This is a genomic window from Nitrosopumilus adriaticus (assembly GCF_000956175.1).
GTDB lineage: Archaea > Thermoproteota > Nitrososphaeria > Nitrososphaerales > Nitrosopumilaceae > Nitrosopumilus > Nitrosopumilus adriaticus.
On record NZ_CP011070.1, the window covers coordinates 66122 to 89930 of the forward strand.

Sequence of the window (23809 nt, forward strand, 5' to 3'; positions counted from 1 at the left end):
AACTTTAAAGAGTCATCTACAAACCCATTTTATGACTGAAAATAAAGTTGAAGAATTCCTAAAATTAGAATTAAAAAAGAAAAATGCATTACTATTTGTGTTAATTGATTCAGAAGTTTCTAATTTAGAAGCATCATCTAAACTTGCAAAAGATGTAGAAAAGATAGGCGCATCAGCAATCCTAGTAGGCGGATCTTCTGCAACTGATCAAATAGAGATGGCTCAAGTTGTTAAAGGAATAAAACAAGGAATTAAGATTCCAATCATCTTATTTCCTGGTAATGTTACAGGTGTTGTGCCTGATGCAGATGCAATCCTATTTAGCTCCTTGATGAATTCAGAAAATCCTTATTTTATCACTCAAGCACAAGCCTTAGGAGCTCCAAATGTTCTCAAATTTGGTTTAGAACCTCTTCCAACTGCATATTTAGTGATAGGTGAAGGAACATCTGCCTGGTTTGTAGGAGCTGCTAGAGGAATACCCTTTGAAAAACCAAAGATTGCAGCCGCATATGCCTTAGCTGCTCAATTTCTAGGTATGAGATTTGTTTACTTAGAGGCCGGCTCTGGAGCAAAATCTAACGTTACTCCTGAAATGGTTAAAACAGTAAGACATGCATTTAATGGATTTTTAATTGTTGGAGGTGGTATCAAAGATGTCAAAACCGCAGAAAGTTTGGTAAATGCAGGAGCAGATGCCTTAGTGATTGGAACATTCCTTGAAAAAGGAGGAAGTATTTCAAAGTTAGAAGAAATAGCAAAAGCAATTCAAAGAAGCAAGTAATAGAGCACATATCATGTCTGAAAACGACGCAATTTCTCGTATTAGTGGAATTAACATGCCAAATTATTATCTTGATTATTACACAAATCTTTCAACTGATACATATTCAATTTTTCAACATGCTGCAAAGGCAAAATCTAGTTTGGTTGATTCTTCAGGAATTATAGAGCCAAAAATTGCATTTGATCTAGCTGATCGAGTTGCAAAGATGCACGAAATTGATATTGCAGATCCTTTAAGAGACCTTCTAAAAATTAATGGAAAAGAACTATCTGCACTAATACTTTCAAAAGAAATTGCTTTAGGAAAATATTCTCTTCCAGATGCAACATTAGAAGAAAAACTTGATCTAGCAGTACGTGTAGGTCTTGCAATTGTCACTGAAGGGGTTACTATTGCACCATTACAAGGAATTAGCGAAGTTAAAATTAAGAAAAACAAAGATGGCACTGATTATCTTTCAGTTTCAATAGCTGGTCCAATGCGTTCAGCAGGAGGAACAGAATCTGCTGTAACAATGTTGATTGCAGATCATGTTAGAAAAGCAGCTGGATTATCTAAATATCAAGCCAATTCATTTGATGATGAAACAGGTAGATTTGTTGAAGAATTAAGAATTTATGAAAGAGAAGCTAGTAGTTTCCAATTTCATATCTTAGATGAAGATATTGAGCATGTAATTTCTAATCTTCCTGTTGAATTAGACGGGGTAGACACAGATCCTTATGAAGTTGTAAATCACAAATCTATGGCTCGAATCAAAACTGACAGAGTTAGAGGTGGAGCATTACGAGTTTTAAATGATGGATTAATTGGAAGATCAAAAAAACTTCTAAAAAGAATTGAATTATACAATTTAGATGGTTGGGAATGGCTCAATGATCTAAAAGGAGCAGTTCAGACTGGTGACAATCAAGAGGATGCAGCTGCTAAAAGAATGCGAGAGGTAATTACTGGAAGATCAGTATTATCTATGCCTAACAAACTAGGTGGATTTCGATTAAGATACGGAAGAGCATGTAATACTGGGTTTGCAGCAGTTGGAATTCATCCTGTAATCGCTGAGATTCTAGATCATACAGTAGCAGTAGGAACACAAATTAAAATTGACATTCCTGGAAAAGGAGCTACCGTTGCCTTTGTTGATTCCATAGATACGCCAACTGTTCGTCTCAATAATGGGGATGTAGTAAAAATTAGAGATGTAAAGCATGCTTTAGAAATAAAAAATGAAATTGAAAAAATTCTGCATTTAGGAGATATATTAATTTCATTTGGAGATTTTCTTGAAAACAATGCACAATTAGTTCCATCTGGATATGTTGAAGAATTCTGGATTGAAGAATTAAAACAAAAAACACAAAATATTAAATCTGATTCTGAATATCTAAAACAATTCTTAAGTAAAATTCCTTCAGTTGATGAAGCAATTAAAATTTCATATGATTTTAAAATTCCACTCCATCCTCATTATCTATATTTTTGGGACAAAATTTCATCTGAAGATCTTTCTATTCTCTTAGAACCTACAAATGTTAATGAAAAATTAATTGAATATCCAATAAAAGTTAAAAAAATCCTTGAAAATCTTGGCACTCCTCATAAAATCGATAATCAAAAAATAATTTTAGAAAGTCAAGAAGCAAAAATATTCTTTAATTTATTATTTAGAGAAAAACCAACAATAAATGATTTTTCAGTTCCATTAATAATATCAAAATCATCTGGCATTAAAATCAAAAACAAATTTTCAACTTCAGTTGGTGTAAGAATAGGGAGACCTGAAAAAGCAGCTGCAAGACAAATGAAACCCCCAACCCATGTATTATTTCCAGTAAGCGATAAGGGAGGACCTACCAGAGATCTTCTAAAGGCATCTAGGAATGAACATTTTTTTGCAAATATCTATAACAGAATTTGCGACCAATGCAATGAGCCTTCAATTGGAATAAAATGTTCAAACTGTGGTGTTAAAACAACAATTACTTATCGATGTACTAATTGTAGAGATGTTCTTAATGAACCGTTTTGTGAAAAATGTAAACGTAAAGCTCCTGCACATTCTCATAAAGAATTTCCACTAAAAACAAGATTACTTTTAGCACAGGAAAAAATGGGACTGCGTGCAAAAGAACCATTCAAAGGTGTTAAGGAACTAATTAATCAAGATAAAATTGCAGAACCACTAGAAAAAGGACTTACACGACAAAACTTTGGATTGACAACCTTCAAAGATGGAACTGTTAGATTTGACGCAACAAATTCACCATTAACTCAATTCAAACCATCTTGGATTGGAACATCAATTGAGAAACTAAAACAACTTGGATATTATCATGATATTGATGGAAATCCACTTGAAAACTTAGATCAAATTATTGAACTTCGTATGCAAGATGTGATAATTCCTTATGAAAGTGGAAAATATCTTGTTTCAACTTGTAAATACATCGATGCACTTTTACAGAAATTTTATGGCACATCTGCATTTTATAATGTAAATAATTCTAAAGAGCTAATTGGGCATCTGATAATTGGTTTAGCACCTCATACTTCTGTTGGAATTGTAGGACGAATTATTGGATACACTGAAACCCATGTTTGTTTTGCAACTCCTAATTGGCATTCTGCTAAAAGAAGAGATGCTGATGGTGATGCTGATTCAATAATGCTTTTGATGGATAGCCTGCTAAATTTTTCAAGACAATTTCTATCTGATAGAATAGGTGGATTAATGGATGCACCATTACTTGTTCAACCACTAGTTTTACCCCATGAATCGCAACCACAGGCACACAATCTTGAAGTTACAAAATTTCTTCCTTTGGAATTCTTTGAATCAACATTTAATGAAATTAAAGCATCTGACATTAATTCTGTTGATATAATTAAATCACGACTTGAAACTGAAAGGCAATTTTATGATTATTTCTTTACACACCCAACCTCGTCATTAACTACATCAAAATCTCGAAGTGCATATTCGACACTTGGTTCAATGCTAGACAAATTTGATATGCAAGTTAAAAATGCGGATTTAATTGATGCTGTAAACACTTCAGAAATTGTTTCCAATGTAATCTCAACGCATTTAGTTCCAGACATTATGGGAAATCTTAGAGCATATGCTAGACAAAACTTTCGGTGTACTGCTTGTGGTAAATCTTATCGTAGAATGCCATTGATTCAGACATGTATTTGTGGTCATAAACTAATTGCTACAATCACAAGAGGTTCTGTAGAAAAATATCTAAAACTTGCAAAAAGATTAGTTGAAAAATATGATGTTAGTGAATATCAACGTGGAAGAATACATGCACTATCAGATGAAATTGAATTAGTATTTGGTAAAAACAAAGGAGATCAATCACTACTTACAGATTATGCTTAAAGTTTATCTGAGTTTAACGTATTCGTAAGCACCCAACTTATTATCAAAACAGAATTTTACTTTCTGGAAATTCTTTCTAAAAGATTTAACCTTTGAAAGTATTTTCTTTGGATCTTTTTTCTCAATTACAATATTTTTGATTAAAGATGCAATCTCTTCCATCTCATTCTTTTTCATTCCCAATCGGGTGATTTCAGAAACTCCTAATCTAATTCCACCTGGATGGAAATAATTTCTTCCAGCCTTAATATCACCTGGAATTAGTTGTCTATTTACAATGATGTTTGCTTTTTCTAAATCAGCTTCAACTTTACCACCATCAGAATAATCTAAAACATTCACAGCTATTTGATGAGACTTTGTAAATCCTTTACTTTCACCCAAGACTTTGAAACCTGCATTACTAAGAGCGTCTGCTAATGACTTTGCATTTTTAATTACCTCAGTAGCATAATCTTTTCCAAATTCTAAAGCTTCGGCAAAAGCAACTGCTTTTCCAGCCATATGATGAATATGATGACTGCTTGTAAGACCAGGAAATGTTGCTTTTTTAATTACTTCTTCATGTTCCTTTGAACCTAAAACAAGTCCCCCTTGAGGCCCAAACAAAGTCTTGTGAGTACTCATAGTCATTGTATCTGCTCCTTCACGCAGAGGATCTTGGAATTTTCCACCTGCGATTAACCCTGCAACATGAGCTGCATCATAATTAATATGAATATCAAAACTCTTTAGAAAATCTGATAATTCTTTGACAGGATGAGGAAATAAGAATAATGAACCTCCAAACATTGCCATCTTTGGAAGACGATTTGCTTTTTCTAAATCCTTTACTTTTTGCTTAGTCTTGTCAACATCAATTGTCATTTCTTCTGCATCAAATGGATAGAATTCAATTTCTAATCCATGAACTAAACCTGCAGTACCTGAATGCTCCTTTTTACCATGAGAAATATGTCCGCCAGCTGGAATGGAAGGTGCTAACATTATATCGCCAGGATTAGTAAAAGCAGAGTAAATCGCTAGATTTGCAACAACGCCTGAAATTGGTCTTACATCTGCAAATTTTGATTTAAATAATTTTTTTGCTAATTTCATACACTCAAACTCTACATCATCAATGTAGACACAACCTGCATAGACTCTCTCACCAGGCCATCCTTCGGCATATCGATTCCCAAAATCAGAAATTATTGCTTCACGAACAGCAGGACTTGGAATATTTTCACTTGCAATTAATGGAATTGAATTTTCAAACCATTTATGATGTTCCTTTAATTTTCCAAAAATTTTATCATAAGATTGTCTATTCTGGGATTTTGCCATATTTTGCAACTTTATTTTCCCAATTTAAAAACACCGATAATAATCTAATTTTTTAAATCTTGATCTGGAAGGTATAAAAGGGGAATTCGGAGTTTTAGCATCTATGGGTATGCAAGCAACTTCAAAGGGAAATATGCCAGTAGTATTGTTAAAAGAAGGCGGTTCAGAAACTAAAGGCCGAGAAGCACAAAAGAACAACATTGCTGCATCTAAAATTATTGCTGAAATTGTACATACCAGCCTAGGTCCTAGAGGAATGGATAAAATGTTAGTTGATTCCTTAGGTGATGTTACTATTACAAATGATGGGGCAACCATCCTTAAAGAAATTGATGTTCAACATCCAGCAGCAAAAATGCTTGTTGAAATTTCCAAAACTACAGATAATGAAGTTGGAGATGGTACAACATCTGCTGTTGTCTTAGCAGGTGCATTATTAGAACATGCAGAATCTTTGATAGATCAAGATGTTCATCCAACAATTATTGTTGATGGCTATAGAAAAGCAGCAAAAAAGGCTAAAGAATATCTTGAAAGTATCGCAGACAAAATTTCTGCAAACGATAAATCAATTCTAACTAAAATTGCAAAAACATCAATGCAAACTAAACTCGTTAGAAAAGATGCTGATCAACTTGCAGATATTATTGTAAAATCAGTACTAGCAGTAGCAGAGAAGAATGGAGAAAATTATGATGTTGATATTGATGATATTAAAGTAGAAAAGAAAGCAGGTGGATCTGTAAAAGATTCAATGATAATCCAAGGAATCGTACTTGATAAAGAAGTAGTTCATGGAGGAATGCCAAGAAAAATAACTGACGCTAAAATTGCATTAATTAACACTGCATTAGAGATTAGTAAAACTGAAACTGATGCTAAAATCAATATTTCAAATCCTCAACAACTAAAATCATTTCTAGATGAAGAAAACAGAATGCTAAAGACAATGGTTGACAAAGTTATTGGTTCTGGAGCAAACGTAGTATTATGTCAAAAAGGGTTAGATGATATGGCTCAACATTATTTTGCTAAGGCAGGAATTATTGCAGTAAGAAGAATAAAAGAAAGTGATCTTACGAAACTTGCAAAAGCAACTGGTGCTAGAATAGTTACTAATCTTGATGACCTCTTTGAAAAAGATTTAGGAAGTGCAGAAATTGTTGAAGAAAGAAAAATTGAAGAAGACAAGTGGGTCTTTATCGAAGGATGTAAACATCCAAAATCTGTAACCTTACTTCTTCGTGGAGGTTCACAAAGAGTAGTAGATGAAGTTGAACGTTCTGTTCATGATGCCCTTATGGTAGTAAAAGATGTAATCCTAAAACCTGAAATTGTTGCAGGTGGTGGTGCTCCTGAAACATATGCTGCAACTAAACTCAGAAGTTGGGCAAAATCCCTAGAAGGAAGGGAGCAATTAGCTGCAGAAAAATTTGCTGATGCTTTAGAATCAATCCCATTAGCCCTTTCAGAAAATGCTGGAATGGATCCAATTGATACACTTACACTTCTTCGTTCAAAACAACAGAAAGGTGAGAAATGGACTGGAATTGATGTAATGAAAGGAAAAGTAGGTAATATGAAATCAAGTGATATCATTGAACCATTAGCAGTCAAACTTCAGATAGTCTCAGCAGCAGCAGAAGCTGCATGTATGATTCTTAGAATTGATGATGTAATTGCTACTCAAAAATCTGCAGGAGGTCCACCTGGTGGAGAAGGAGGAATGCCACCTGGAATGGGAGGAATGCCACCTGGAATGGGAGGAATGGGCGGAATGCCTGGAATGCCTGACATGGGCGGAATGATGTAAATTATTTTTAAAAAATTTTTCAAAAGTTTATTTGATTACCATATTTACAACCAGTATTGAATAAGACATCATCAAAAATTCTTGCTAGTTTTAAGTACATTTACCTTATTGCATTCTTTGCATTACTTTCTGGATTTTTTCATCCATTAATCACTAACACCAGTTTTGATAGTGTAGTTATTGGAGTTTTGATATTGTTTGTAGGGCTTGCAGGTGGAGTTTTACTCTATAAAGCAGCTACATCTGAAAAGAAACGAGAAATATTTCTTGGTGGAGGATTCACCTTAATGGCGATTTCATTATACTATATTGTTGCACTTACCGGAAGAATCTAAACATCAAAGTATAGATAAAATTCATGTGGATGTGGTCTAATTGCTATTTCACGTTGGTCACGTCTTTCTAATTCTATAATTCTGTCAATTACATCATTTGTAAAAATCGTGTTTAGGAATTTTCTGTCACTTTCCAATTCATCTAGTGCTTCTCCAAGACTTTTTGGAAGAACACCTATTCCTCTTCGAGCTCTATCTGATTTAGTCATCTTGAAAATATCGTCACGTACTTCTTCTCCGGGATCCATTTTCTTTTTTAATCCATCCATTCCAGCTGCAGTTACCGCAGCAAATACAAGATACGGATTTGCTGAAGGATCAGGAGCTCTAAACTCTAGTCTTTTAAGATGTGCATAATTTCTTCCTGATAGATGTTTAGGAACTCTTACAATAGCAGAACGATTTCCTGAACTCCATGCAACATATGCTGGAGCTTCATAACCAGGTACTAATCTATGATATGAATTAGTTGTTGGATTACAAATTGCAGATAATGCTTTTGCGTGATTAACGATTCCACCACAGAAATATCTTCCAGCCTGACTCAGTTCAATCTCATCATCTGGATCAAAAAATGCATTTTCTTTTCCCTTCCATAAACTAACATTAACATGCATACCAGATCCTGAATCCATAGCAATTGGTTTTGGCATCATTGTTGCAACTTTTCCATATTTCTGTGCAACATTTCTAATTACATACTTGTAAGACTGGGCAGCATCTGCAGCATTTGTCATGTAATCATATTTTATGTCAATTTCACACTGTCCTGCAGTTGCAACTTCATGATGATGATTATCACATAAGATCCCAAAATTATTTTTAAGAATATTCACACATTCATTTCTATATGGTGTAAGAGTATCTGATGGTGTACTAGGATAGTATCCTTCTTGTAATCCCATTGGATATCCATCTCCTTCTTGACTCCATGGAGCTTCTTTTGATTCAATTGAATATGACTGACCTTTGTATGGTGTTAGGACATCCCAATGAACTTTATCAAAAACAAAAAATTCTACTTCTGGACCCCACGTACTAAAATCATATCCTTGAGATTTGATATACTCTTCTGCTTTTTGAGAAATTCCTCTGGGATCTCGTGATAATCGTCCTCTATTTTCTCCCCAGTAAATATCACAAAGAAGTCTGGCAGTTTTATTTTCAGTCATCCAAGGAATTATTGCAAAAGTATTTGGATCAGGTTTTAAAAGCAGATCTGAATCATTAATGCTAGCAAAACCAACTATAGATGAACCATCTAATTTTGGTAATCCATCTCTCATCTGTTCCGGAGTAAAAGTATCCGCTGAAATTGTAGTATGATGGAAATGACCAGTTAAACCAGTAAATTGTAAATCGATAAATTGGATGCCTTCATGTTGAATTCTGGAGAAAACTTCGTCAGGAGAATATGTTACTTGTATTGCTTTACCATGACTTACTTTATAGGGCAATTTTTTACTTCAATCAAACACAAATACATCCAGCATTTAAGGATTAGGTAAGAAATGTCTGAAACAAATCAAATAGATATCAACTCATTACATCATACTGTTTTGCGAGAAATCGAAAATGATTCTCTTTTAGAAATCGATCCTAATTTTTATCGAGATCTTGCTGATTTTATAGGAAATTTACGAAAACAAGAATTTGATGGTGTAGAAAGCAAAATTAAAGATACAATGATAGAAATGGCATCTGAATTATCATCATTATTAATAAATCTGAGATTAAATAAAATCTTAAACTCTTCTGAAATAGAAATTGGATTTCTTTTAGATGAAGAAAAATTCATTTTAGATTCAAAAGAAGAAGAAAAAGAAAGAATTGAAATGATTATTTCTGCAACAATTCACGGAAAATCAAAATTTCTTGAATCATTAGCTCAAAATCATAAGACAAAAAAAATTGTCATTAGATTTCTAAATGAAGTAGATGAAATAGTTGGAGCCGATCTTGAAAAATATGGTCCTTTCAAACCTGAAGATATAGCGACTATTCCCTATGAGAATGCTCAAGCCTTAATTTCCAAAAATATTGCGACCAAAGTACGTTGGGAAGATTAGATAGAAATTATACCTATTTCTTTTGATGTTAAATGTCTCATACAGGTGTCGATGTAATAGATTTTTTGTTCTATACAATATATCCTGTAATTGGAATTTTTGTAGTAGAAGCTATTAGTAGATTAATCAAAGCTCCAAAATGGATAAAATTATGGGTTCAAGCAATTGTATCAATTGGTTTTGGTGTATATTATTGGTTCATTTTACCTGCTCCACAGAACTTTCCGCTAACTGCAATGGTGATGTTTGCACTTGCTATTGCACTTATTTATCAAGGCAGACGTGCAAAAATATCTCCTGATAAAAGTCCATATTGATTTTAAAAACGTCCAAAAATCCGTTTGAAAATATTTGGTTTATTTGGACCTCCGTCCCGAATTACTTTTTTCTCCCCAAATCTCCTTGCTCTAATCTGACTAAGTTTTACACATCTATGTTCTTCAGGAAGTCTATGTTCTGAACAAAAAGGATCCTTGCAATAATTACATTGAAAAGGTAAATCTGTCAAATCACCACAATATGCGCAATTTTCAGATTTCATAAATTAATTAGATCTTTTCTTTTAATAAAGGTGCTATAACTTTGCATTTAATTTACAATTTTATAACGTCTAAACATTTTTACCATGATAATCTGTTTAAGAGATTTAGATGATTAAAGATAAAGTTGCTATAATTACCGGAGCAAGTAGTGGTATTGGTTTTGCTACTGCATTAACTCTATCAAAAGCAGGTGCTAAAGTTGCTATAGGAGCTAGAAGAATTGACAGATTAGAAGAACTTGCAAAAAAAATTTCTGCCAATGGTGGAGAAGTATTTTTCCAAAAATTAGATGTAACTCAAAAAACTGAATGTGAAAATTTTGCTAATGCCGTTTTAGACAAATGGGGGTCTATTGATATTCTTGTGAATAATGCAGGTTTGATGCCCTTGAGCTTTTTCAAAAGTCTGAAGGTTGATGAATGGGATAGAATGATTGATGTAAATATCAAAGGGGTGTTATATTCAACTGCCGCAGTAATTTCTCACATGAAAGACAAAAAATCAGGTCACATTGTAAATCTCTCTTCTGTAGCTGGAAGAATTGTTTTTCCAGCAGGAAGTGTTTACTGTGCAACAAAACACGCTGTTGCTGCATTTACTGAGGGCTTAAGACAAGAATTTAGTATACGATCTAAAATTAGAGTTACTAGTATAGAGCCTGGGGTTGTTGCAACAGAACTCAATGATACAATAACTGATGAATCATTGAAAGGGTTTGTTGAAAATACAAAGAAGATGGAAGCATTACAAGCAGAAGACATTGCAAATGCAATTTTGTATGCAGTTGAATCTCCACCGCATGTAAACGTAAATGAAATTTTGATAAGACCTACAACACAAGAACGTTAAGTTGACTGATATCCCACATGTTGTCATTTTAGGGGGAGGTTTTGGTGGACTATCTGCTGCAAATGAATTAAGAAATTCTCTATCTTCATCTCAAGTAAAAATTACCGTAATCGATAAAAAAGATTGGTTTATGGTAGGATTTGCAAAATTATGGATTATTAATGGAACACGAACTTTTGAAAATTCTATTGGATCATTAAAAGAATTATCAAAAAAAGAAATTAATTTCATTAAAGATGAAATTGTAAAAATCGATCTAGAAAATAAAAATGTAAAAACTATTTCTCAAAATATACAATATGATTATCTAATAATTTCTATGGGTGCTGTATTGGCTCCAGAAAAAATTCCCGGATTAGTTGAAAATGGATTAAATCTATATGATCATAATGATCTATCAGAAATTCACGACAAACTACAAAATATAGAATCTGGAATTATCGCAATTTCAATAATGGGAATGCCTTACAAATGTCCACCTGCTCCCTTTGAGGCTAGTTTACTAATAGATTCTATGCTTAGAAAACGTGGAATACGTGATTCTGTAGAAATTAATTTTTACAGTCCTGCCCCTATAACTTTGCCTGCAGCAGGTGCTGAAGTAAGCAAACAAATTCTTGAACTTGTAAATTCTGAAAATATTATTTTTCATAATTCAAGCAAAATCAAATCTGTGGAATCAAAAAAACTAATTTTTGAAAATGGTCAAGCTGATTTCGATTTACTTTTAGCTATTCCTCCACACACAGCTCCAAAAATTATTTATGATTCTGGATTAGCAAAAGAACCTGGATTTATTCCGATAGATAGAGATTGTAAAACATCTTTCGAAAATGTTTTTGCAATTGGTGATGTCACCAGCTTAACTGTTGCAGAAACAATGGCAGTACCAAAAGCAGGAGTATTTGCAGAGGGTGAAGGCATTACAGTTGCAAAAAATATCATATCAAAAATTCAATCAAAAGAAGAATCTGTACTTTTTGATGGAAAAGGTGGTTGTTTTATTGAATCTGGTAGAAATACTGCTTCGGTTATTGAGGTGGATATGTTTTCAAAACCAAAACCATCAACAAATCTTACAGAATCAACCACAGAAAATCTTTCCAAGAAAGTAGAATTTGAAAAAGAAAGATTAGAAAAATGGTTATAGATTATCTTTATCATCTTTAGTTTTAGAGAGATGCTCTAAGATAGCTTTAACTTCAACACCTAAATCTTGAGTATTATTAGATAGATTCAGTTTTTCTGGAATATTATTTTTAAAATCTTCATCTTGTGATTCGATGCTTCTTTTTTGAATACAATCTAGATGATCTTGATCAGTTGCTGAAATTTTGTGACAAATATTACAAATCTTCATCTATTTCCTTATTCAATACGACGATTTAATAATTTCATTTTGTGCCTCTGAGACAAGGGATTGTAGTCTAGCTTGGTATGATACTAGTCTGGGGGACTAGTGGTCGCAGGTTCAAATCCTGCCAATCCCATTATAATTTAAGAACTTTTAGTAATTCATCAAAATTCTCTCGTGTTTTTTCTTGTTTGTATTGTTTTAACGCTTTAATTATTTTTTCTTTGGAAGAATTTTTGTATATTTTTTGAGTTTTTTTTGCAATTCCTGAGCCAATAAAAAATGCTTGAGTGATTGATGTTACATTTGATGGTTTTCTTTCAGTACTAGAGCTTTCAAAATCGATTAAAGTAGATTTTGTTTTTCCAACAATAACATGTTTAGAAATATTACTTAATTCACCATGATCAAAACCTATTTGATCTAATCTATAACAATCCTCTAAAATTTTTTTAATTGTTAATTTTAATTTTTTTGCACTACCTACTCCTTTTAACTGATAAATCCATTCACTAATTTTAATCCCATCTAAATATTCCATCACCAAAAAATTTTTACTAGCAACAATCATTTTTGGGCCTACATTCACAGAATTTACTAATTTCAGTAAAACTGATTCTTTTTTCATTTCTTTTCTTTGTGAATCTGTTCTTCTAATTTTTAATGCAACTAGTTTGTTATTTTTTTTTGCAAGAACAACAACACCAACATATCCTTTTCCTAAAATTGCTAGATTACCAATTGTTGTAGGACCTGAAAATGAAATTGATTTAATTTTTAATTTATCTAATTCAGATATTCTTGATTTTATTTGACGATTAGTAGCTTTTGGATATCCAAGAATTTTTGAATATGGCTCCTCAGATAATTTGTTAATTGAAATAAATGAGTGTGCCATCCGTTGAAATCAACTCATTTGCAACCTCTTTAATTGATTTGCTTAAATTTTTCTTTCCTATTGTAATCTTGTAACCTCGTTTAAAATCACTTTGAAGTCCTTTTGGTATGCCTGTTTGAAGATTCTTTTTCAAAAATTCTGACATAAACTTGACTGCGTCTGTATTCTTTCTTTTTTCAACTGAAATAATTTTTCCATTATTTCCAATCCACATCAGTTCGGTATTTTTAAGATTTTTAGAAATAAAGCTCTTCGAACTTTCTTCTCTGAAAAAATCAGGTCCATTCTTTGAATAAATTTGATTTATTTCAGTTGATTCCAAGAAGAAAAACAACCATGCATCTTTCTTTTGATCCGTGTAACAATTACTTCTTAATACGTGAAATCCACCTAATTCTAATTGTGTTGACAATGATGAAGTAGCTCTTTTAATCTGTCCCCATATTATATCTGGACTTCTTATTTTAAAACTAAATTTTATCACTAACAAATTTTCCCAATATTTTTTTGAAACCTTCAATTGTTTATTCTTAAAGAAATTCAACGTACTTTTGTTTTTAAAAGCTCTACAAATTAGAATAAATTTTCCAAGATTCTCATTTGATATTGCTGCAGCTAAGTTTCTATTATTGTCAATTGGATCAATTATAGCAATTAATGTTTCAAATTTCTTCGATGTTTTTCCAATTACCTGACATTCTTTAATTTCTGATATTGTATTTACAATGTTTTCAAAACTTCCATAGTGTAATACTAAAACCTCGCATACATATCCACTAAACCCTTGTTTGGCAATTTCTGCACCGTAAATCCCATTTGATTTTAGAAATGTCTTAAGAATTCTAACATTGTTTTTCATTTTTAACGTCAATGATTTTTGCATAAATTTAGTATGAAATGTGGATCTATCAGCAGCACTTTTCCATTCTCCAACTTTTACATCATAAAATGGTACTACATTGATCTTCGTGTTTTTAATTTTAGCCTCAACATATGGATGTTCAGAATATCTTACATATGGTGAATACTTTTTTAATGATTCAAAACCTATCTTTTTAGAAATTTTTTCAAACTTATCTTCTGTTGTAGATTTTTTGAATCTTACAAAAATATCAATATCTGCATCCTTTGCTAACCAAGTGCCTTTTGCAAATGATCCTCCAAATTCTAATCCAATGACTTCTGGATATTTTTTAATTTCTTTTTCTACTAATTTGAACGCTAAATTAGATATTTCATTTTTTGATTTCTCAATTGTACTTGATGGAATTACATTTTTTGTTATTTTGGTAATAATTTGTTTCATTTTCTTAATTTAATCTCCTCTAAATCAGAATAAATTGGTCCAGTAGAAGTTAGTTCACTTTTTTTCAATTTGAAACTAGTTATTTCTTGAATTCCAAAATCTACCATTTTTTGTTCATCCAATTCTTTTGTTATATCTCCTACCTTCTTTTTAATCCTAAATATCGTAATGTGAGGTTTGAATGGTTTATCAGGAGAGAACCCTAGTGGTTCTAATACCTTTTCAACTTTTTTTGCTAGTTGAATTAGCATATTGCCTCCATTTTCATCAACACCAATCCAAATCACTCTTGGAAATTTAGGTTTAGGAAAAACACCTACTCCTTTTAGATTAATCTTAAAACTTGAAAATTCAACGGTGTTAAGAGCATCAATAACTTTCTTAGAAATTTCATCTGTTATTTCTCCTAAAAACTGCAATGTAAAATGTAAATTTTCTAAATTAACTGGTTTTGCCTCGATATCAATTTCATTTTGAATTTTTTTTATTGAATCAAGAATATCATTATTTGAAATTTCTATTGCTACAAAAGTTCGCATCACAACATTCTTTGGTGTATCTCTATAATAATTTCCGGTAAATTCATAGACGAGTCTTTTTTTTGTTATATATTGACAAAACTAATTGTATGCCTAACAGGAATGCCCGGTGCTGGGAAATCTACAATCGCTGAAGGTTTAGAATCAAAAGGTTACAAAATTATCAATATGGGAAATGCTGTGAGGGAAGAAGCAAAAAAAAGAAATTTAGAATTGACAAGATCAAATCTAGGTAAATTAATGCTTGAACTTAGAGAACAAAATGGTCCAGGGGCTATAGCAGAATTAGTTAAACCACAAATCGAATCTTCTTCTGCTAATGTGATATTATTAGATGGAGTAAGATCAAATGATGAAATAAAAGTACTAAGAAAATATGGAACAGTAAAACTATTGGCAATTCATGCTTCAACAGACACAAGATTTGATTTTTTACAGAGAAGAGGAAGATCAGACGATCCACAAACAAAAGAACACTTTGAAGAAAGAGATAATCGTGAATTAGGAGTTGGAATTAGTAATTCAATTGCGTTATCTGATTATGCAATCTCAAATATTGGCTTGACAAAAGATGAATTAATCAAAAATGCATATGAAATTATACAAAGTTGGATAGAATGAAAATTCCAAGCATTAACTGTGTACTTGAAATGAAAAGTGCATTACATCCTTCTGAAGATCCTGAAAAAGTTAGGAAATGCATCTCAAATATTTTTCCTTATTCATCAATAAAAACTGAAAATTTTTCAATTTCATCCCAATCAAAAGAATTAAGATCATTTGAAAAAATTTATGAAACAATTCATTTAAAAAAATCTCAAAACACATACCGCCATTATCTTGAAAAAAATTTAGATAATAATACAACTTGGTTTTATCTTAACAAACAAGCAGCATTTGCTGAAAAAATAGCAATTTGTGAAGAAGCAGAAGAATCTCCTTTGGGACCAATTAAAGTAATTATTACTTCATCAAATATTGATGGAATTATTGATTGGATTGTTTTAGGAAATTAGTAAAACTTAGTTAAGAAAATTCACTCTTTTTTGACTATTTTTTTTAGTATGAATCTAAAATGATTTTTTGTGAACTATAATCAAATGTTCATAAAATTAGGCATAATTGCTGGTATTTTGATATTAGGAGGCATGATATTTTCTACTGAGATTGATACTTTATTTCCCTCAACTTCTGCAAGCGTAGTGGATTCCTTAAAAACTGACGTATCAGATTTTGGTTCTAAAGCTTCAGATTCAGTAGAAAAAAGAATTGATAACTCCATTGAAAAAATTATAGATGAAACTGGAAATTCTATCTCTAATGAAATTACTCAAACTGGCAATAAAATCTCTAACGAAATCTCTGAAGTAAAAGAATCATCACAAAAAGTTATCTCTGATGGTATTTCTAATTTTAATCCAATAGAATCTGTTAAGAATATCTTTGAAACAAATTCAACATCACAAAATTCAAAATCAATTGGTTCATCCTCTATTTCATCATCACCAACTACACCATCTATAACTCAAACTACTCCAATTACATATGAAACACTCTCTTTATCCACCAAACAACAATCTGATGATAATATTGTTCTTCAATATTCAGATACAAGTGGAAAAACAAATAGTGTTAATGTTGTAATTAGAACTGAAGATAAAGAAATTTTTTCTGGTACTTATTTCACTTCAATGTTTGAAACTACTGTAAATGATGCAACTGGAATTCCTTATTATGTGGATATGGTAATTGACCATGAAGATTATGGTACAGTTGCTTCATCTGTATTTAATCCTGGAGATTCTTCAGACTCGAACATAAATGGCATCTTTTCACAAAAATAATTTAATTTTGTTTAAACAGAGATACTAATTCAGGTAATGAATTTGCACCTGTATCTCTTACTACTAAATCCATCTCAGATGACATTTCAGTAATTTCTGGATTAATCTCAATTAATGTAGTATGACTTTGTTTGGCATAGATAGGCAATGTATTTGCAGGTGATACTACTAAAGATGTTCCAACAATTATCATTAAATCACACTGATTTGCAAGAATCATAGCTTTTTGCCAAACATCTTGAGGTAAAGATTCCCCAAACCATACAACGTCTGGCCGTAGAATATTCCCGCATTTACAAATAGGTGGAATTTCTGAAAATTCTGATGTTATTTCTTCTTTATAATCACAAACTGAACATTTGATTTTAATGATACTTCCATGCAGCTCTAATACTTCGGTACTACCTGCCTTTTGATGAAGTCCGTCAATATTTTGAGTTAAAACCGATACTTGAGCATATTTTTCTAGTTCTGCAATGGCTTTATGACCTGGATTTGGTTTGGCTGCAAAAATATTTGCTCTTCTTTCATTATACCACGTCCAAACTAATTCTGGATTATCATAGAATGCATCAATTGTAGCTAATTTCATAGCATCATGATTTCTCCATAATCCATCTTTCCCTCTAAATGTTGGAATTCCACTTTCTTGAGAAATTCCAGCTCCTGTTACAACTACAATTTTTTTAATATTTTGAACTTGGTCTTTGATTATTTCAAACATTTTATTTTATTTCTATTTCTAAAAGATCTCTTGCAGTTATCACTGAATCATGAATTTTTTTTGCTTCTTCAAAATGCCCAACTTCATCTTTATATCTTGCTGAAAAATGTGTTAAAATTAAATTTTTTACATTTGCATTTTTAGCAATTGTTGCAGCTTGCTTTGCTGTAGAATGACATGTTTCTTGTGCTCTTTGTTTTTCTTCATCTAAAAATGTAGAATCAAATACAAGATAATCACAACCTTCAAAAAATTTTTCTAATTCTTGAGTAGGCATTGTATCTCCTGAAATACCAATCTTTTTTCCAGAGCGTTTTTCTCCTAATACTTGATTTGGTTGTATCAATTTCCCATCAATTTCGATTTCACTTCCATTTTGCAATTTATTCCACAACTCACCTTCTGGTATTCCTAATTTTTTGGCTTCATCAATATTGAATCTTCCTGGTTTATCTTTTTCTACAAACAAATATGAAAATGCAGTGACTGAATGATTTGCTTTACAAACATAAATTGAATATTTTTTATCTTCATAGATTTTTCCTTCTTTAATAATATTGATCAAAACAGGAAATGATAATCCAAAATTTAATACTTTGATATTAGCAGCTATGAATTCTTCAATCCCATTTGGACCAAAAATTTCCAAAGTTTCTGTTCTATTTTGCATAGACATTGTTTGTAACAATCCCAAAATTCCTACACAGTGATCACCATGTAGATGTGTTACGAACAACTTCATTTTTTTATTCCATCCTAAACCTGATTTCATATACGATATTTGTGCTGCTTCACCTGCATCAAACATTATAATTTCACCTTCTTTTTCTAAACAAATACAAGACAGCCCTCTTTTTTCAGTAGGCTGCGCTGCTGATGTACCTAAAAACACAAGCTTCATTTTATCAAAATTGTCCTTGTCAAGCTTTTATGCCTATAGATTTCATATTTTTTAATTCCCTTTAATTTCAATTTACTATCCAATTCTTTTTTGTACATAATTGCACCTCTTTTACGTTTAGGTAGAATTGAAAAAAATTCCTTTAGAATTTCTTCTGGTTTTTCTGATGTTTTTGATGATTTTCCATATGGTAAATCAGTAACAATACCATCGATCTCATCAGAAATCTTTGATAATTCATGATAATCAGAGTTGAAGACTTTTGATTTGTAGCCATTTACCTTAAGATTTTCATCAGAAATCCTACACATTTTTTCATCAAAATCAAATCCAATTGCATGAATTCCCATTGACTCAGCTTCTAAGAGAGTTGTACCAGTACCACAAAATGGATCACAAACGGTCTCACCCTCTTTTATTCCTAGTAAATTTATCATAACTCTAGTTAATTTCCAATCTAATTCATGAGGATATTTTGTAATTTTTTTTGGTCTTTTATCATCTTTCATTCTTTTTGAAAAACCAAAAAAGTTTTCTTTATCTGTAAATATTAGATATACAGTAATATCAGGATCTTCTAACTTTACCTTTGCATGAGAAAATTTGGATATCATATCCCCCATAGAACTTTCTAATTCGGGAACATTGAATTGATTAGATGATAAATTAATTATTCTACACACAAAAGTTTTAGCATTTTTTAATACTCCAAAGTTTTCTTCATCTAAAAATAACCCTGACATTTTTCTTAAAATCTGACCAGAAATTTTTACAAATGATGCACGTTTTGTAATTTTCTCCCAATTTGTTTTTGATTGAATTATTACTAAATTAGAAATAATTTTAATCTTAGAAAATCTATCATACATTTTTGATAATGCAATTATTTCATCAGTTGCAAGCTCAAGATAATCTTTAGATAAAATAAAAAAACTTTCTGGCATTAGACTATTGCCTTTGCTATTGTACTTGAAACATCTACTACTGATGTTTTACCTGGTATTGTATTTGCACTAACAATTTTTGTGACTCCTGCTTTCTTAATTTTCTTTTCTGCATCATTCATTAAAAGAGCATGAGTACATGCAACATACACTCTACCACATTTTTGTTTTTTAAGAAATTGTGTAGCCTTAACAATGCTACCGCCAGTACTTATCATATCATCTACTAAAATCAGATCCCTACCACCAACTTCTACATTTTTTGTTTGAATCTGTACTTTGCCTGTTTTTCTATCCCTCTTCTTTTCTAATGCAATATACTCTGTTCCAAATTTACTTGCAAATTCTTGTGCTCTTTCTTTACCTCCCTGATCAGGTGATACAATTAGAGGATTTTTTAGCCTCAATTTCTTAAAATATTGAACAAGATCTGGAATTGCAGTTACATTTTTTGTCGTTATAGTAAAATGGTTAAACCCAATCAGGCTGTGAATATCTACAGCAATAACTTTTGATGCACCTGCACCTTTGAATAATTTTCCAAGAACTTTCATTGTAACAACCTCTCCGGGCAAGAACTCCCTGTCCTGTCTTGCATATCCCATATATGGAATTACAGCAATAACTTGTGATGAAATTTCTTTAGCTTTTGATATCAATGATAATACTTGTATCAAATTAGTATCAACTGGTGGATAAATTGACTGCACGACAACTGATTTTTTTTTGGAGATTTTACCTTTAAGCGTAATTTTACTTTCTCCATCAGCAAAAATTCTAATTTCGGATTTCACTAAGTTTGCCTTTATTTTCTTAGATAGTCTTCTTGCTAAATCTTCAGATGATTTTCCTGAGATTACTGATAAACTACTCAACAAAGAATTGTGATTCGATGGGATTCTTAAGTTTTGAGAAGATCAATCTTCTCCACCTCCACGACCTAAGTCACCAGTACCATATTCATCTAAGACCTGATTTCTTTCTTCATCAAGCTTACTGATTTCTTCATCCTCACGTTTTTCATCACCCTGATACACTGTTCTAATTGGCCATGGAATTCTAATATCATATTTTTTAAATTCTTCATACATAATTATCCTGATGTCTGTTTTAGTTTTGAATTGTGCACCATAATCCCTAACATACACCCATAATGAAAAATCTAATGATGAATCATTAAATTTGTTAAATCTAACAACTGGTTGATTTATGTCAACATGAATATCTTTGTCACATCCACAACTGGGTTTATTTTCATCCAAGTAAGGACACCTTTGCTGTCGAATTAGATGTCTTCCCCTTTCATCAATAACCTCTTTCATAGCACGTTTACCGATTTTTACTAGAATTGAGGCTACTTGTTTTGGATTATTTAGATAAGAAACACCTACTTCAACAATTGCAGGCACCATTTTGATTTCTTTTGAATAATTAATGATTTGAGAATTAACAAGCTGCCTAGTTGGAATTACTGCATATGATTCATTTAATGCATCACGAATGAAAGTCACTCTGGGAGTAATTTTATGCACGTATCCATTATAGCCAGTATCTAACTGTACACGCTCACCTTCTGCAAAAATCTTATCCTTTCTAATCAATATGTAAGCAAAATAATTTTGCATAGTTTCTTGTAATGCTAATCCAATTCCAATGGCCAATCCTCCTGTAGCCGTTGCAAGAATTATCAAATCTATTCCCCACCAACTAATCACTCCAAGTATTACTGCAATAAATATTCCAAGTGGTAAAATTTGAGAAATTGATTTTGGAAGATCTTTTCTTTTTCTTTTTGCATAACCTGGTGGCTTTGATCCTGAAATTATTGGATCGAATCCATTAAACCTCTTTTCTTCTCTCCATGTATCTATAGGGAAAATCTCTTCAACATCTTGTCCAGGCTTTAGTTTTTTCCCAGACTCATTATTTCCAGAAACACAATCATCAAAATATTGTTCATATTTTTTTCTTTCAGATATTTTCCATTCTTCAAATGGATCTTTAACTAATTGTTCGAAACTTCCAATAGGTAACCCTTTTGTTGTTCTAAATTCTTCCAGGAATTTTCTTCCTTCTTCTGTCTTTAACTTTTCTTCAAACTCTTCATCTGTCAACTCATCTGGTGTATGTTTTGGAGGAACCCATTTGTAGAATTTATGGAAAAGATCACCATCATCATCAGGAAATCCACGTAATTCTTTCCATGATTCAAAATCTTCTTTCTCCAAATTTGATTTTTCTTTTTTACGAAGTATTATTGGAATTAAATGAGCAACAGAATATCCGATTACGAGAATGTTTATTGTGTTTAGAATCTTTGCAAACGTTTCACTAGGGGATATTTTTCCTTCTGGATTTACAAAGGTATCATCTTCAAACAAAGCAAATGATTGTATGTAAAAATTCACTGATGTAATTAGTATGATGGCAAAAACTGGTAAAACTACTACCCTAACAAATCTTGAAAGATGCGGTCGTACATAATTCAATTTTTGTTTCTTGACCCATTTTGAAAATGTGCGATAAATTACTGTAATTCCAATAATGCCTACAATTAATACAATAAATGCTGCCTGAAGAGATTCTGATGAGGCTAGAAGCTGAGATATACCTTGAAACTGGTCTACTTGGCCTGATACAGCCTCGATTATTTCTTCAGCCATTTAGATCTCTTTTTCTCCTTTTTCCTATCATACAAAGGTTAACTCCGTTTCTGATAGAATTTTTAATTTAACTATTATAAAATTTAAAATTTTTAGGCATAAAAAACGTGTAACCTTTAACAATGGTATTTGTACTAATAACTAAGTGACCTATCAAGAAACAGTTTGGGATTCTTCGCCCTCGCTAAAATCCTATACCCTATCGAATTTTAGAACTCTTCCACAAATTCAGAAACTTGGAGAGGATATTCAATTTGAAATGGAAGTTGTTGGAAATGTATTACCATTTAAAGCAAATAACTATGTTGTTGAGCAATTAATTGATTGGAATGATATTCCAAATGATCCTATGTATGTTCTAACTTTTCCCCAAAAAGGAATGCTAAAACCTGAGCACTATGAAAAAATGGAAACTGCATTAAAAAATAATTTAGATAAAAAAGAAATAACAGCCATTGCAAACGAAATTCGTTTACAATTAAATCCACATCCTGCAGGACAAATGGAACTCAATGTTCCAACATTAAAAGACGGAACAAAACTATATGGAATGCAGCATAAATACAACGAAACCTGTCTTTTCTTTCCTAGTCAAAGTCAAACATGTCATGCATATTGTAGCTTTTGTTTTAGATGGCCACAATTTGTGGGGATGGATGAAATGAAGTTTGCAATGCAGGAAGGAGAACAGCTAGTACAATATGTTCGAGAACATCCCGAAATCAGCGATGTACTATTCACTGGTGGAGATCCAATGATTATGAAAGCAAAAATTTTCTCCAAATATGTTGATTCTTTACTTGATGCGAAGCTACCAAATCTTAAAACAATTAGAATTGGAACAAAAGCTTTGTCATATTGGCCTTACAAATTTTTAACTGATTCTGATTCTCAAGAAATGTTAGATGTGTTTAGAAAAATTGTTGATAGCGGTATACATCTAGCAATTATGGGTCACTTTAATCACTTAAATGAATTAAAAACTGATGCTGTAAAAAACGCAATTAAAGAAATTAGATCTACTGGTGCAGTTATTAGAACACAATCTCCTATTTTAGCTCACATCAATGATGATGCTGAAATGTGGGCAAAAATGTGGACCAAACAAGTCCAATTAGGATGTATTCCATATTACATGTTCGTTGTAAGAGACACTGGTGCTCAGCATTACTTTGGTGTTCCTTTAGTAAGGGCTTATCAAATTTTCAAAAAAGCATATTCATCAGTTAGTGGCTTGGCAAGAACTGTTCGTGGACCTAGCATGTCTGCAACACCAGGAAAAGTACATGTTATTGGTACTGCAGATCTCCACGATCAAAAAGTTATTGTTTTACGATTCTTACAAGGTAGAAATCCTGATTGGGTTCAAGTTCCATTTTTTGCAAAATACGATGAAAATGCAATTTGGTTAGATGATTTGAAGCCTGCATTGACTGAAAAATTCTTTTTTGATGAAGAGATGAAAAATTTCAAAAAATCAAACCCACTTGATGACTATCCTGAATCCTAAAATTATTTATGAAAATC

24 protein-coding genes and 1 tRNA gene are annotated in these 23809 nt (G+C 31.8%); 13 read left to right on the forward strand and 12 right to left on the reverse strand.

Annotated elements, in window-relative coordinates; translation table 11 throughout:
- Positions 1-31: 31 nt before the first annotated feature.
- Positions 32-784 carry a phosphoglycerol geranylgeranyltransferase gene (locus NADRNF5_RS00370; protein WP_048114520.1) on the forward strand — a complete coding sequence of 251 codons (753 nt, stop codon included), beginning with the start codon at positions 32-34 and terminating at the stop codon, positions 782-784.
- A gap of 13 nt (positions 785-797) precedes the next feature.
- Entirely contained in the window at positions 798-4175 is a 3378-nt protein-coding gene (locus NADRNF5_RS00375) for a DNA polymerase II large subunit (protein ID WP_048114522.1), read from the forward strand.
- Positions 4176-4178: 3 nt separating this feature from the next.
- Here the strand turns inward: NADRNF5_RS00375 and NADRNF5_RS00380 are convergent, their stop codons facing one another.
- Positions 4179-5501 (reverse strand): serine hydroxymethyltransferase, encoded by a 1323-nt coding sequence (locus tag NADRNF5_RS00380; RefSeq protein WP_048114524.1) that lies wholly within the window; start codon positions 5499-5501, stop codon positions 4179-4181.
- Positions 5502-5604: 103 nt separating this feature from the next.
- On the opposite strand from NADRNF5_RS00380, the gene thsB reads away from it, so the two are divergent.
- Both thsB and NADRNF5_RS00390 read left to right on the forward strand, forming a co-directional pair.
- Positions 5605-7314, forward strand: a complete 1710-nt coding sequence (gene thsB / locus NADRNF5_RS00385) for a thermosome subunit beta (protein ID WP_048114526.1) — start codon at positions 5605-5607, stop codon at positions 7312-7314.
- Between the two features lie 56 nt (positions 7315-7370).
- Positions 7371-7649 (forward strand): hypothetical protein, encoded by a 279-nt coding sequence (locus tag NADRNF5_RS00390; RefSeq protein WP_048114533.1) that lies wholly within the window; start codon positions 7371-7373, stop codon positions 7647-7649.
- On the opposite strand, the gene glnA is transcribed toward NADRNF5_RS00390, so the two are convergent.
- Entirely contained in the window at positions 7646-9106 is a 1461-nt protein-coding gene (glnA, locus tag NADRNF5_RS00395; RefSeq protein ID WP_048114535.1) for a type I glutamate--ammonia ligase, read from the reverse strand. The genes NADRNF5_RS00390 and glnA overlap by 4 nt on opposite strands.
- Before the next feature lie 54 nt (positions 9107-9160).
- Between glnA and NADRNF5_RS00400 the strand changes: the two genes are divergently transcribed.
- A complete protein-coding gene (locus NADRNF5_RS00400; RefSeq protein ID WP_048114537.1) occupies positions 9161-9718 on the forward strand; it encodes a DNA replication complex subunit Gins51 in 558 nt (185 codons plus the stop codon).
- A gap of 32 nt (positions 9719-9750) precedes the next feature.
- Positions 9751-10035, forward strand: a complete 285-nt coding sequence (locus NADRNF5_RS00405) for a hypothetical protein (RefSeq protein ID WP_048114539.1) — start codon at positions 9751-9753, stop codon at positions 10033-10035.
- 2 nt (positions 10036-10037) lie between these two features.
- Here the strand turns inward: NADRNF5_RS00405 and NADRNF5_RS00410 are convergent, their stop codons facing one another.
- Positions 10038-10259, reverse strand: coding sequence for an AN1-type zinc finger domain-containing protein (locus NADRNF5_RS00410; protein ID WP_048114540.1), 222 nt, complete (start codon positions 10257-10259; stop codon positions 10038-10040).
- 109 nt (positions 10260-10368) lie between these two features.
- On the opposite strand from NADRNF5_RS00410, the gene NADRNF5_RS00415 reads away from it, so the two are divergent.
- Positions 10369-11109 carry an SDR family oxidoreductase gene (locus NADRNF5_RS00415; protein ID WP_048114543.1) on the forward strand — a complete coding sequence of 247 codons (741 nt, stop codon included), beginning with the start codon at positions 10369-10371 and terminating at the stop codon, positions 11107-11109.
- A 1-nt stretch (position 11110) separates the two neighbouring features.
- Positions 11111-12259 carry an NAD(P)/FAD-dependent oxidoreductase gene (locus tag NADRNF5_RS00420; RefSeq protein ID WP_048114550.1) on the forward strand — a complete coding sequence of 383 codons (1149 nt, stop codon included), beginning with the start codon at positions 11111-11113 and terminating at the stop codon, positions 12257-12259.
- Here NADRNF5_RS00420 and NADRNF5_RS00425 read toward each other — a convergent pair.
- Complete coding sequence (locus NADRNF5_RS00425) at positions 12254-12469, reverse strand: hypothetical protein (RefSeq protein ID WP_048114554.1); 216 nt, start codon at positions 12467-12469, stop codon at positions 12254-12256. The genes NADRNF5_RS00420 and NADRNF5_RS00425 overlap by 6 nt on opposite strands.
- 56 nt (positions 12470-12525) lie before the next feature.
- Here NADRNF5_RS00425 and NADRNF5_RS00430 point away from each other — a divergent pair.
- Positions 12526-12599 (forward strand) — tRNA-Pro (locus NADRNF5_RS00430).
- Here the strand turns inward: NADRNF5_RS00430 and NADRNF5_RS00435 are convergent.
- Genes NADRNF5_RS00435 through thpR form a run of 3 tightly spaced genes read right to left on the reverse strand, consistent with a single transcriptional unit; the run spans position 12600 to position 15206 of the window.
- The gene (locus NADRNF5_RS00435) at positions 12600-13361 is read right to left on the reverse strand and encodes an RIO1 family regulatory kinase/ATPase domain-containing protein (RefSeq protein WP_048114556.1); all 762 of its coding nucleotides are present in this window, start codon (positions 13359-13361) and stop codon (positions 12600-12602) included.
- On the reverse strand, positions 13336-14667 hold the full coding sequence (gene cca, locus NADRNF5_RS00440) for a CCA tRNA nucleotidyltransferase (protein WP_048114558.1): 1332 nt from the start codon (positions 14665-14667) through the stop codon (positions 13336-13338). Before cca ends, NADRNF5_RS00435 begins: the two co-directional genes overlap by 26 nt.
- On the reverse strand, positions 14664-15206 hold the full coding sequence (thpR, locus tag NADRNF5_RS00445) for an RNA 2',3'-cyclic phosphodiesterase (RefSeq protein WP_048114560.1): 543 nt from the start codon (positions 15204-15206) through the stop codon (positions 14664-14666). The genes cca and thpR overlap by 4 nt, the downstream gene beginning before the upstream one ends.
- Positions 15207-15278: 72 nt before the next feature.
- Here thpR and NADRNF5_RS00450 point away from each other — a divergent pair, with 72 nt between their 5' ends.
- The 3 genes from NADRNF5_RS00450 to NADRNF5_RS00460 all read left to right on the forward strand — a co-directional run bounded on the left by NADRNF5_RS00450 (position 15279) and on the right by NADRNF5_RS00460 (position 17050).
- Complete coding sequence (locus NADRNF5_RS00450) at positions 15279-15827, forward strand: AAA family ATPase (RefSeq protein ID WP_192828330.1); 549 nt, start codon at positions 15279-15281, stop codon at positions 15825-15827.
- A complete protein-coding gene (locus NADRNF5_RS00455; protein ID WP_048114564.1) occupies positions 15824-16222 on the forward strand; it encodes an RNA-binding domain-containing protein in 399 nt (132 codons plus the stop codon). Before NADRNF5_RS00450 ends, NADRNF5_RS00455 begins: the two co-directional genes overlap by 4 nt.
- An 84-nt stretch (positions 16223-16306) precedes the next feature.
- The gene (locus NADRNF5_RS00460) at positions 16307-17050 is read left to right on the forward strand and encodes a hypothetical protein (RefSeq protein ID WP_048114566.1); all 744 of its coding nucleotides are present in this window, start codon (positions 16307-16309) and stop codon (positions 17048-17050) included.
- Position 17051: 1 nt separating this feature from the next.
- Here the strand turns inward: NADRNF5_RS00460 and NADRNF5_RS00465 are convergent, their stop codons facing one another.
- The 5 genes from NADRNF5_RS00465 to NADRNF5_RS00485 are packed head-to-tail and all read right to left on the reverse strand — an operon-like array spanning position 17052 to position 22282.
- Positions 17052-17774 carry an SIR2 family NAD-dependent protein deacylase gene (locus NADRNF5_RS00465; protein ID WP_048114568.1) on the reverse strand — a complete coding sequence of 241 codons (723 nt, stop codon included), beginning with the start codon at positions 17772-17774 and terminating at the stop codon, positions 17052-17054.
- A gap of 1 nt (position 17775) precedes the next feature.
- Positions 17776-18675, reverse strand: a complete 900-nt coding sequence (gene rnz, locus NADRNF5_RS00470) for a ribonuclease Z (protein WP_048114575.1) — start codon at positions 18673-18675, stop codon at positions 17776-17778.
- Entirely contained in the window at positions 18672-19619 is a 948-nt protein-coding gene (locus NADRNF5_RS00475; RefSeq protein WP_048114577.1) for a TRM11 family SAM-dependent methyltransferase, read from the reverse strand. Before NADRNF5_RS00475 ends, rnz begins: the two co-directional genes overlap by 4 nt.
- On the reverse strand, positions 19619-20494 hold the full coding sequence (locus NADRNF5_RS00480) for a ribose-phosphate diphosphokinase (RefSeq protein ID WP_048114579.1): 876 nt from the start codon (positions 20492-20494) through the stop codon (positions 19619-19621). Before NADRNF5_RS00480 ends, NADRNF5_RS00475 begins: the two co-directional genes overlap by 1 nt.
- 42 nt (positions 20495-20536) lie before the next feature.
- Entirely contained in the window at positions 20537-22282 is a 1746-nt protein-coding gene (locus NADRNF5_RS00485; protein ID WP_048114581.1) for a mechanosensitive ion channel domain-containing protein, read from the reverse strand.
- Between the two features lie 145 nt (positions 22283-22427).
- Between NADRNF5_RS00485 and NADRNF5_RS00490 the strand changes: the two genes are divergently transcribed.
- Positions 22428-23792, forward strand: coding sequence for a KamA family radical SAM protein (locus tag NADRNF5_RS00490; RefSeq protein WP_048114583.1), 1365 nt, complete (start codon positions 22428-22430; stop codon positions 23790-23792).
- Positions 23793-23809: the final 17 nt, after the last annotated feature.